Here is an 11,267-nt window from a genome sequence, read left to right as displayed (position 1 = left end):
TCACTATCTGCATCACTTGCACTGTAAAAAAGTCCCTCTTCATTCATAAAATGGAGCCAAAAATCTGCCACTTCTTTTGCCGTTTTTAAGTAGCTTTCATGAGAGTAAGTGTTATATGCTTCACTATAAACACCACAAAGAAGGGCATTATCATAGAGCATCTTCTCAAAATGTGGAACAAGCCATTTCTCATCTACAGAGTATCTACAAAATCCACCATCAACGAGGTCATACATACCACCTTTCGTCATATTTGTAAGTGTCGTCTCTACCATCGCCTTTGCTGCTTTATCATTGTAAAGTCTATCTATTGTTATTAAGGCATTGAGTGTTGTTGCGTGAGGAAATTTTGGTTTGCTTGAAAAACCACCATTTCTTGTATCGTAGTTGTTCTTTGCTTGAAGCATAAAGTTTTTGTAAAAATCCTCTTTTAAAACGGTTGCCTCTTTAGGATGCTCTGGATGGTTTAAAAATCCTTCAATCTCATCAGCATTTTCAAAGAGTTTGCTATCCATAGCTTTTACTTTTTTTGTTATGAGTTTTGTAAGCTCTTTAAATCCCATCCCCTCAATGCTTCCTGAATTTGATTCAGGTGGAATATATGTTCCAGCAAAAAATGGTTTATTTTCTGGAGTACAAAATATAGAAGTCGGCCAGCCTCCAGCTCTACGGTTGAGTAAAAGATGTACCTCTTGATAATATTTGTCAATGTCTGGACGCTCTTCACGGTCAACTTTTATGGCAATAAAACCCTCATTAAGATTTTTTGCACACTCTGCATCTTCAAAAACTTTCTCTTCCATAACATGACACCAGTGGCATGAGCTATACCCTATGCTAATAAAAATTGCTTTATTCTCTTTTTCGGCTCTTTCAAATGCTTCATCACACCAAGGCCACCAATCTACAGGATTATCTTTGTGCTGTTGTAGATAAGGGCTATCTTCTTTTGCTAATCTGTTTGACATATAATTCTCCAATTTAAAAAAATATGGTATTCAACAAGTGCTAATGAAGTGCTTAAATTTTTGGACTAAAATTTATAATTTTTTATGTATAATAGAGCCTGATTTAAGAAAGTGAGTGTTTATGAAAAAAATATATATAGCTGGACCTGATGTTTTTGAAAAAGATTCCATACAAATAGGTAAGAAGCTTGTGCAACTTTGTACAGAGTATGGGTATGAAGGCTTATATCCACTCGACAATGTTGTGGATTTTTCACAAGAGAAACAAAAAATAGCGCAGGATATTTTTCAGGCGAATGTAGCGATGATTCAAAAAGCAGATATTGTCATTGCAAATTTGAATCAGTTTCGTGGAAAAGAGGCAGATAGTGGCACTGTTTGGGAGTGTGGTTTTGCTTATGGGCTTGGTAAAAAAGTGTATGGCTATATGAACAAAAAACAAGATTATATAGAGAGTTTTTTAAAAGAGGAAAAATTTGCTACTTCAGATGGTTTTGTGGATGAAAATGGTCTCTTTATAGAAGATTTCGCATATCCTATAAATTTAATGTTGGCTTGTTCTATGAAAATAGTTGAGGGAGATTTTGAAACTCTCTTACAAGAGTTAAAAGAAGAGTAATTAATGAAATTCTTTTGGATTATACTTATACTCTTTTCTTCTGTTTATGGAATGGGGGATCGTAATAATAGAAGACTAGACCATATCTCACTGCAACTACATTGGAAGTATGAGTTTGAGTTTGCTGGTTTTATTGCCGCCAAAGAGAAAGGCTTTTACAAGGATGCAGGGCTTGATGTAACTTTTAAAGAGTATAAAAATGGTGTGAATGTTATAAATGATGTAGTCTCTGGAAAATCTACTTATGGTATTTATAATTCTTCTACTTTAATTGAGTATTTAAAAGGGGTGCCAGTTGTTTTAGTGGCTTCATTTTTTAAACGCTCGGCACTTGTTTTAATTACTAAGCCAGATATTAAGTCTCCTAAAGATTTGATTGGTAAAAAGGTGATGTGTGCAAGTAAATTAGATATGAAGCTTAATTTTGCTCCTTACTTTAAAGGTTATGGTGTAGGATTAAACTCTTTTACATATATTCCCCAAACTTTTAATGTAAAAGCTTTTGCTGAGGGAAAAGTGGATGCTATGACTGCATATATATCTGATCAACCCTATAAACTGAATAAACTTGGTGTGAAATATAACATTCTAAATCCCTCAAATGAGAATTTATTTACCTTGCAAGAAGAACTTTTTACCTCCAAAAAAGAGGCACAAAATCATCCGCAAAGAGTAGAGGCTTTTAAAGAGGCATCTATACGAGGATGGGAATATGCACTCTCTCATAAAAAAGAGCTTGTCGATATAATCCATAAAAAGTATGCACCAAATATTTCAAAAGATGCTCTGGTATATGAAGCAAATGCAATAGATAAACTTATTTTGCCATATATCTATGATATAGGTTCAATAGATGTAAATTTCTTACATAAACAAATGCATCTTTTTCAAAAAACATATCATATAGGAAGTAAACGAAGCCTTAAGGATTTTATATTTAAACCACAAAGAAATCCTTTGAAATTTACAAAACAAGAACGAAAATATATACGCAATCATCATAAAATTTCTATGTGTATAAATTATGATTTCTTACCAGTTGGTGGTATGGAAAATGGAAAATATGTTGGTATAATGGCTGATATATATCAAATGATTTCTCAAAAAACAGGTCTGAAGTTTACTCCTGTAGTATCTAATTCTGAAGAGGATTTATTAAAACACTTAAAAAATGAAAAATGTCAGTTGGTATCTATTACTGCTAAACAAATAAATAACTTAAAAAGCATTAAAACAACTACACCTATAACGGCTACATATTTTACATTATTGAGTAAATTAGACAAATCATTTATACATTCACCTATTGCTCTCAAAGGTAAATTACTTGTAGTACAGAGGCGGTCGTATAAAAACTATCTTCAGTATTACTATCCATATTTGAATATTGAAGTAGAAAATGATAAAAATAAAATGCTTGAAAAAGTGTTGAAAAACAGAGTGTATGCCATAGTAGATATTGATGAAAAAGCAGACTATTTTATTGATAAATATGGTTATGGAAAACTAAAAATTAATGGCTTCTTGGCAAAAGATTATCTACTTCAAGCAAGTATTGGTGTTCAAAAAGACAATCCTCTGCTTTATTCAATTATGCAAAAAACATTGGATTCAATTGCTGAGAGTAAAATTCAATCTATAATTGATGGGTGGCGACTGACTCGCTATCATAAAGTTGTGGACTATACCTTAGTAATTGGTATAGTTATAGTGATGGGAATAATTTTTCTTTTGATGATATATTATCAAAGAAAACTCAAAAATTTTAATGAAGAACTAGAAAAAAGTGTTGCTCAAAAAACAAAAGAGTTGCGTCAAATAAATGACTCTTTAGAGATTAATGTGCAAGAAAAAGTGAATGAACTGTTGCAAAAAGATGAGATACTTACCGCCCAATCTAAACAAGCAGTTATGGGAGAGATGATAAGTATGATAGCACATCAATGGCGACAACCTCTAAATACTATTGCCTTAAAAATATCTAATATTCAACTCCAAGAGATGATAAGTCACTCAGTAACAAAAGAGCAACTTTTAGATGTAATAAAAGAGATAAATACAACAATACAGTACCTCTCAACTACCATTGATGATTTTAAAACATACTTTCAACCAAATAAAAATACAACACAAATAAGCCTGAGAACTCTTTTAGAAAAAACTCTAGGTTTTATTGATGCTAGATTAAAGAAAGAAAATATACAAATAGAGATGCAAAATCTTGAAGATATTGCTTTAAATACCTATTCAAGTGAGCTTATTCAAGTTATTTTAAATATACTTAACAATGCAATTGATGCCTATATGGAAAACAGATATGTAGCAGATAAAGTTATATCGATTAGTAGTCAAGAAGTTGGCTCACATGTGAAAATTTTTATAGAAGATAGAGCAGGTGGCATAAAACCAGATGTAATGAAGCAGCTTTTTGAACCATATTTTTCTACGAAAGAGAAAAATGGGACAGGACTTGGACTCTATATGTCTAAAATGATTTTAGAAAAGCAGTTTGATGGAACAATAAATGTCAATAGTAAAAATGGCAGAACGACTTTTATTATTGAAATTCCTACAAGTGTCAAACATTAACTCTTTATATCTGTTTTGTTTTGACCAAAGAGAGAATTAAAGGAAGATTAAGTCCATCATTATGGTAGCCCTCATCGCGACATGCTTCACATTTGTCACCCATTGGGCAGATTTGGTTTTGTAACATCTCTTTGAGAGACCTGAGATTATTTTCCTTAATACACTCTGCTATATCTTTTGCGGTGAGTGAGTTACATACACATATTTCAGTATTTACATCTAGCATAAAAACCTCTTATAATTTATTTTTTGAATATTATAACTGACTTTACACAATATATACACATTTAAGTGATATAATTTCTCCACAAAATCGAAAAGGATACAAGAATATGAATATGTTTGTAAAGATATTTGTTTTACTGACACTGACTTTTGGTACGCTAAACGCAGGAAAGTTTTTGATGCCAAATGAAGCGTTTGCACCCTATGCAAAAGTCAATGATAAGATGCAAATAGAAGCAGGTGTTAAACTAGGAAAAAAGATATACCTCTATGATAAATCATTAAAGATTTCATTAGAAGGTAGTAAAGATTTTACCATTAAAAATATTCAAAAACCAAAAACAGTCAATCATGAAGGTGATGCAGTCTATATGCACTCGCCAAACTTTGTACTTACTCTTAAAAATAAAGATGGTGTAAGTGGCATAAAAGATGTAAAAGTAAAAATTGCATATCAAGGCTGTTCTGAAGAGGGTTTGTGTTATGAGCCTAATTCTAAGGTTTTTACACTTAAAATAGATACTGAAAAACTGGCATCTGGTGGAAAAATTGTGCAACAATCGCAAACCGATTCCATTGCTCAAACCATAAAATCAAGTAGCTTTATTGTGGTGCTTTTGACATTTTTAGGTTTTGGACTCTTGCTTTCGCTTACCCCTTGTGTTTTTCCTATGATTCCTATCATCTCAGGTGTTATCATCTCTCAAGGCGAAGGACTCACTACTAAAAAAGCTTTTGTACTCTCTTTGGTTTATGTTCTTGCAATGGCTGTGGCATATACCATTGCAGGTGTTTTAGCAGGGCTCTTTGGCTCGAATCTTCAAGCTGCTTTGCAGACTCCATGGGTTGTTTACTCCTTTGCAGGCGTTTTTGTACTCCTTGCGTTTAGTATGTTTGGTTTTTATGAGCTTAAACTTCCAGATGCTTTAGTGGCAAAAGTAAGTTCAAACTCTAAACGCAGCGGTTATGCTGGTGTGGCTATTATGGGCTTTTTATCTGCTCTTATAGTTGGACCTTGTGTTGCTGCTCCTTTGGCAGGTGCTTTAGTTTACATTGGTCAAACAGGAGATGCACTTCTCGGTGGTGCAGCACTTTTTAGTATGAGTATAGGAATGGGACTGCCTCTTATTGTCGTTGGTGTGAGTGCTGGTAAATTTATGCCAAAACCAGGTGCTTGGATGACTCTTGTAAACGCAGTCTTTGGTGTGCTTATGTTGGGTGTTTCTATTTGGATGCTTGGTAAGGTTGTCGATGAAAATGTGACTACACTGCTCTACGCACTTGTAGGCATAGGTTTTGCACTCTATCTGGATGCTTTTTCAAAAGAGGGGCATATCTTTAAACGCAGCGTTGCATTTATTTTACTTACTTATTCGCTTGCACTTTTTATTAGTGTTTTAGCAGGTGCACCGAGTATGAGCAAACCACTTGGATTTTTAAAAGCTTCTTCTGTTCAAGGCGTAGCAGCAGTTTCAAGTAAAGAGTTGCATTTTATAAAAGTGACTTCAATACCAGAGCTAAACGCAGTGCTAGAGAAAAACCGTGGTAAAAAAATAATGCTTGATTTTGCGGCTGATTGGTGTACTTCATGTAAAGAGCTTGATGAAGTGACATTTGCAGATGCAGATGTAAGAAAGAAATTGAGTGATTTTGTACTGATTCGTGCGGATGTTACAAAAAATGGTGAGAATGAAAAAGCACTCAGTAAAAAGTACGGTGTTTTTGGACCACCGGCAATAATCTTTTTTGACAAAGATTTGCAACCAATAGAGTCAAAGACTATTATCGGTTATGAAGATCCAAAAGAGTTTTTAGGGCATCTTCGTAGTTTATAGCAGAAGTTTTATCTTCTGCCTCTTCTTGCGTTCGTGTTGCCTCTTGCCCCTGCGTTTGCTCTACTTCCACCGCGTGGCTTATTTCTCGCTCCGCGGTTTCCACCCATATTTATAGGTTCGGCTTTGATGCTTGGGTCTGGTTTAAACTCTTTAATCCATACTTTTGGTATGTCTTTTTTTATAAGCTTTTCAATACCTGCTAAAAATTCATCTTCATCAACACAAACAAGGCTAATAGCCTCGCCCTTGTTACCTGCACGACCTGTTCGACCTATGCGATGCACATAATCTTCACTCACATTTGGAAGCTCAAAGTTTACAACATGCGGGAGTTGGTCTATGTCAATACCACGCGCTGCAATGTCAGTTGCCACAAGTACACGAATGTCACCTTTTTTAAAGTCTGCGAGTGCTTTTGTACGCGCATTTTGGCTCTTATTTCCATGAATGGCAGCAGATGTGATGCCATCTTTGTCAAGCTGTCCACAGAGTCTATTCGCACCATGTTTTGTACGTGTAAAGACTAAAACTTGTTGCCATTTTCCCTCATTAATAAGGTGTGTTAAAAGTTCACGCTTGCGTGTTTTGTCCACATGGTATACAGCCTGTTTTACTATCTCACTTGAAGCATTTGTACGCGCAACTTCTATAAGCGTTGGAGCATTTAGAAACTGATTTGAAAGCTTTTTAATGGCATCTGAATAAGTTGCAGAAAAAAGGAGTGTTTGTCTCTGTTTTGGAATGATGTTTATGATCTTTTTGATGTCATTTACAAAACCCATATCGAGCATTCTGTCTGCTTCATCAAGTACCAAAAACTCTATTTCTCTCAAATCAATAGTCTTCTGAGAAATATGGTCAAGCAGACGACCAGGGGTTGCGATGACAATATCTACACCTTTACGAAGTTGTGCAATTTGAGGGTTAATCTTTACCCCACCAAAAATCACGGTTGATTTAAAAGGTGTATGTTTAGCATAAAGCGCTACATTTTCAGCGACCTGCAATGCAAGTTCACGAGTCGGCGTTAAAATAAGTGCTCTTACTTTATGCTTTTTTTGTGCTTGTTTGCGTGAGAGAAGTTCTAAAAGCGGCAGAGTAAAACCTGCTGTTTTTCCTGTACCAGTTTGTGCACCTGCTAAAATATCTTTCTTTTGAAGTATAACAGGAATAGCCTGAGCTTGAATCGGAGTAGGAGTTGTATAACCTTGTTCTTTGACAGCTTTTAGAATCGGCGCTGATAAACCGAGTGAGTTGAATGTAATTTCGTTTTTAATCTTTATTTCCTAATTAAGACCTAAAAAGTCTTCTGTATATCTCTACACTATAGCATAATTTCTGCATTTTGTGGTAATAACCTAAAAAAATTAAGGTATTGTTCTCATATCAAATCGCATATTTTTGCTTTTAGTTCTTGAAGTTCATCAGAAGAAAGTTTAGTGATGATACCCTTGTCTGCCTGTATTCGTTTCAAGTCAAGCGTACAGAGCCAGTTAGCAACTATAAAGCTTTTCTCTTTGAGATTATCTCTTGGCGAAATTTCTATTTTATACTCTGTTTGAATATCTTGAGTTGAAAGAGGTACTACAAGCACAGATTGATACTTGCTTACATCAAGCGATCTGTTTAGAAAATTATTTTGCAAAATAACAGCAGGTCTTACTTTTCCAAACTCACTATTATATTTTTTTGCAAAATCTACAAGATAAATTTCACCTTGAGCTATCATAATTTCTCTCCAAGATCACCTACAACATTTTCAAGAATCTCCGGATGTTCACTATTAAGCAGTCCCTGATTACGCTTGAGCCACATTTGATACTCTACTTCTTTAAGTGCATCATGTAAATATGGCTCATAGCTTGCGGGAATGACAATACTTTTAAGCTCATTTTTCCTTTTATCTTGTACATATATGATTTCATTGGCATCACTAATTATTTTAGGATGTTTAGCTATTTCATTTACTGCTACTATCATACTATCTCCTTTATGTATATATTATTATACATATACTAATATTATTCTTAATATGTGTATTTAGTTGTAACTTAAACCATCGATACTATGACACTGTAATTAAAGAAAATATTTAGGTATAATCGCATAAAGACTTTACTTAGGAATGCAACTTGTCATCAAATAATTTAACTATAAAACCCAACAATCACCGCGTGTATCAATGCCCATTTGAGAAAAAAATAGAACTTTTAAACCTACTTATAAGAAATAATGCTGGTAAAAGTGTTGTTGTAGTGACTGCTAAAGATACAAAAATCATTGAAGAGGGCTTAGAAAATAAAGAGATACAGGTCATAGAAGACAAGAATCTTATAAAAGATAAAGAGCTTCGTGCAGATATTATTATCGGTTTTGAGATGCCGATTAAAAATATTGTCTATATGGCACGCGCATCAAAAACTACTGAAAAGTCTTTTATGCTGCTTGATGAGAGTGAACAAAATGATCTTCATTTTATTGAAATGCTTTTAGGTCGTGCTATTAAGCAAGAGAGCGTAGAGGGATTTAACTATCCTGTAGTAGAAGAAGATGAAAAACCAAAAGTAAAAAAACTTTCTAAAGATGAGATAAAAGAGGTAGCAAAGAAACGCTATGAAAAATCTACAAACATTCAAGAGACTGCGTTTGAGAAGAAAAAAAGTTTTGATAAACCAAAAAAAGAGTTTAAAAAAGATTTCAGTAAAGACAGTAAACGCAGTGAACGTCCAAAAGATGATAAATGGGCAAAAAAGAAAAAATCTCCAAATAAATTTCTAGGTAAAGATGAAAATGGAAAAGCACTTTTTTCAGGAAAATCTGGTGAGCGAAATCACCGCTACGATGGCACACCAAGAGATAAATGGGATGCTCCAAAAGTAACGGGCAAAAAGATAAACATTAAAGCTCGTAAGCCTAAAAGCGAGGACTAACTCTCCTCTATAATCTGCGCAACCCTTTTAGAACTCCCATGCCCAAGATAGTCGCGTAGAACTTGGGAGTCATGTAAAAATTTTTCTCTGTCATACTCTTTATATGCTTTTAAAAGATTTTCTACTGTAACATCATCTTGAATAAATTCAGGGTGTAGAGGTTCTCCTTTGAACTTTTCAAACATAATATTTGCAAGTCCGAGATAGTTGAGCTTGACAAGTCTGCTGGCTATAAAGTAGTCAAGGGGCTTGGCAATGTAGGTTAAAACAAAAGGAATGCCTATAAGTGAAGCTTCAAGCGTTGCCGTACCACTACAAATGAAGGCAAAATCTGCTTCGTAGAGTGTTTTGTGCGGTGTGTGCGATATCTCAAACGCAGTGATGTCGCCATAGAGTGCATCTCTCTCATTTTGTGTGAAATGCTCAGGAATAATAAGCACTGCGTTGAGGTTAAGCCTCTTTTGTACCTCTTTAAACATCGGCATCAATTTTGTTATTTCTCCTTTACGGCTTCCAGGCATAAATACGACACTTCTTACCTCTTTTGCAACCTCTGTTTTGAACTCTTTTATCTGGTCGAGTAGAGGATGCCCCACATACTCAATGGGTGCATCTTTTGGGTAGTAGTCTGGTTCAAAAGGGAGGATGGAAGCGAGTTTATCTATGGTTTTTGCAAGCACAAAAATACGCTTTTTCTTCCATGCCCACGCTTGAGGTAAAATATAGTAAATAATCTCTTTATCGGGGTATTTTTTCTTGATTTTTTTTGCAAGGGGGAGATTAAACCCTGAGGAGTCCATAAGCAATACTTTGTCTGCATCACGAGCAAGTTCTGTCATTTCATCGGCGAGTTTAAAGAAAAATCGTAACTTTTTTAAGGCATCAACAAAGCCCATAATGGCGAGTGAACGAAAATCAACTATGGGCTTACCAAGATTGCTGTTAAAGATACCTATAAATTCAACATCATCATCTAGTTCATTTTTTAATGAGTTCAGATGGACATTTGCAGAGTGTTCTAGTGCTGAGACAAGTAGTTTCATCGGTATTCCTATGCTATAATTTCACTATTATATCGAAGGTGGTCTAAAATGCTTATATCAAACGCAGTAGTTTGTGATGTTTATGGTGAGAGAGAAGTTGATGTTAAAGTCGAAAATGGGATTGTTGTCGCGATAGGAAAAGATTTGAGTGATGATGAGGTCATAGATGCTAAAGGAGCCTATTTGCTTCCTAGCCTTGTCGATACGAATGTAAAAGTTTTTGACTCTTCTTTAAATGCAACAACTATTGCACGCATAGCAAAAGAGGCAAAAAAAGGTGGGGTTGGGCATATTGTATTAAACGCAGATACAACTCCTGCCATAGATAATGAAGTTGTCCTAGAATTTGCTCAAAATGCTACAAAAGAGATAACAACACCACAGATAGACTTTATGCTCAACACTCTTAAAGATGATATGTCCCTCTCAAATATTGCAATACTTCTTAAAAAAGGTGCTATTGCACCCTATATGAGTACCATAGCGAAAAATAACATTGCTATTAAAATTGCTGAATATGTAGAGATGTATGGCGTAACACTTTTTTGTAAAGCAGAAGATAACTCGCTTATAAACGCAGGTGTGATGCTCGATGGTGATGTGAGCTCAAATCTTGGTCTTGCTGGTATTCCAGAGCTTAGTGAAGTGCTGCATGTCTCTCGTATGATAGAGATCGCAAGATATTTTGACATTAAAATACTGTTCAAGTCCATCGCATCACCGCGTTCTGTTGAACTCATTAACAAAGCAAAAGAGGAGGGTGTTCAGGTAAGTTGTGAAGTCTCCATCCACCATCTACTTCAGTGTGATGCAGCTTGTAATGACTTTAATACCACTGCAAAACTTAACCCACCACTCGCTTGTAAAGAAGATATGCTCTCCCTGCAAGCCTCACTCAAACGCAGTGAGATAGATATGCTGACAACACTGCACCAGCCATCTTCACCAGTTAATAAAGAGGTGGCATTTTTTGATGCTGCATATGGTTGTGAAGCACTCAGCGATGCACTGCCACTCTACTACACAAAGCTTGTAAAATCTAAAATGATTACAATGCC

General features: G+C 35.0%; 11 protein-coding genes. 5 read left to right on the top strand and 6 right to left on the bottom strand.

All coding sequences use genetic code 11. The features are described 5' to 3' along the window. A partial coding sequence (locus MVY38_RS05185) for a DUF255 domain-containing protein (RefSeq protein WP_297484087.1) occupies positions 1–968 on the bottom strand: 968 nt, incomplete at its 3' end. A gap of 121 nt (positions 969–1,089) precedes the next feature. Between MVY38_RS05185 and MVY38_RS05180 the strand changes: the two genes are divergently transcribed. Beyond that, positions 1,090–1,587 (top strand): nucleoside 2-deoxyribosyltransferase, encoded by a 498-nt coding sequence (locus tag MVY38_RS05180; RefSeq protein WP_297484086.1) that lies wholly within the window; start codon positions 1,090–1,092, stop codon positions 1,585–1,587. A gap of 3 nt (positions 1,588–1,590) precedes the next feature. Then, positions 1,591–4,176, top strand: coding sequence for an ABC transporter substrate-binding protein (locus MVY38_RS05175; RefSeq protein ID WP_297484085.1), 2,586 nt, complete (start codon positions 1,591–1,593; stop codon positions 4,174–4,176). Between the two features lie 4 nt (positions 4,177–4,180). Here MVY38_RS05175 and MVY38_RS05170 read toward each other — a convergent pair whose 3' ends face one another. After that, the gene (locus MVY38_RS05170; RefSeq protein WP_297484084.1) at positions 4,181–4,402 is read right to left on the bottom strand and encodes a (2Fe-2S)-binding protein; all 222 of its coding nucleotides are present in this window, start codon (positions 4,400–4,402) and stop codon (positions 4,181–4,183) included. Positions 4,403–4,508: 106 nt separating this feature from the next. On the opposite strand from MVY38_RS05170, the gene dsbD reads away from it, so the two are divergent. Next, positions 4,509–6,236, top strand: a complete 1,728-nt coding sequence (dsbD, locus tag MVY38_RS05165) for a protein-disulfide reductase DsbD (protein WP_297484083.1) — start codon at positions 4,509–4,511, stop codon at positions 6,234–6,236. Positions 6,237–6,244: 8 nt separating this feature from the next. On the opposite strand, the gene MVY38_RS05160 is transcribed toward dsbD, so the two are convergent. The 3 genes from MVY38_RS05160 to MVY38_RS05150 all read right to left on the bottom strand — a co-directional run bounded on the left by MVY38_RS05160 (position 6,245) and on the right by MVY38_RS05150 (position 8,216). Next, positions 6,245–7,501 (bottom strand): DEAD/DEAH box helicase, encoded by a 1,257-nt coding sequence (locus MVY38_RS05160; protein ID WP_297484088.1) that lies wholly within the window; start codon positions 7,499–7,501, stop codon positions 6,245–6,247. Positions 7,502–7,617: 116 nt separating this feature from the next. After that, positions 7,618–7,965, bottom strand: a complete 348-nt coding sequence (locus MVY38_RS05155; RefSeq protein WP_297484082.1) for a type II toxin-antitoxin system PemK/MazF family toxin — start codon at positions 7,963–7,965, stop codon at positions 7,618–7,620. Then, positions 7,962–8,216: a hypothetical protein gene (locus tag MVY38_RS05150; RefSeq protein WP_297484081.1), complete on the bottom strand. Its 255-nt coding sequence runs from the start codon at positions 8,214–8,216 to the stop codon at positions 7,962–7,964. Before MVY38_RS05150 ends, MVY38_RS05155 begins: the two co-directional genes overlap by 4 nt. 152 nt (positions 8,217–8,368) lie before the next feature. Between MVY38_RS05150 and MVY38_RS05145 the strand changes: the two genes are divergently transcribed. Next, positions 8,369–9,166 (top strand): hypothetical protein, encoded by a 798-nt coding sequence (locus tag MVY38_RS05145; protein WP_297484080.1) that lies wholly within the window; start codon positions 8,369–8,371, stop codon positions 9,164–9,166. Here MVY38_RS05145 and lpxB read toward each other — a convergent pair. Continuing rightward, positions 9,163–10,209, bottom strand: coding sequence for a lipid-A-disaccharide synthase (gene lpxB, locus MVY38_RS05140; protein WP_297484079.1), 1,047 nt, complete (start codon positions 10,207–10,209; stop codon positions 9,163–9,165). The genes MVY38_RS05145 and lpxB overlap by 4 nt on opposite strands. A gap of 48 nt (positions 10,210–10,257) precedes the next feature. On the opposite strand from lpxB, the gene MVY38_RS05135 reads away from it, so the two are divergent. Beyond that, the coding region (locus MVY38_RS05135; RefSeq protein ID WP_297484078.1) for a dihydroorotase at positions 10,258–11,267 on the top strand (1,010 nt) is incomplete at its 3' end.

Origin of the sequence: Sulfurimonas sp., assembly GCF_027056685.1 — a bacterium.
GTDB lineage: Bacteria > Campylobacterota > Campylobacteria > Campylobacterales > Sulfurimonadaceae > Sulfurimonas.
Note: the sequence above shows the minus strand (reverse complement) of the source record. Positions and strands in the feature narration are given on the sequence as shown.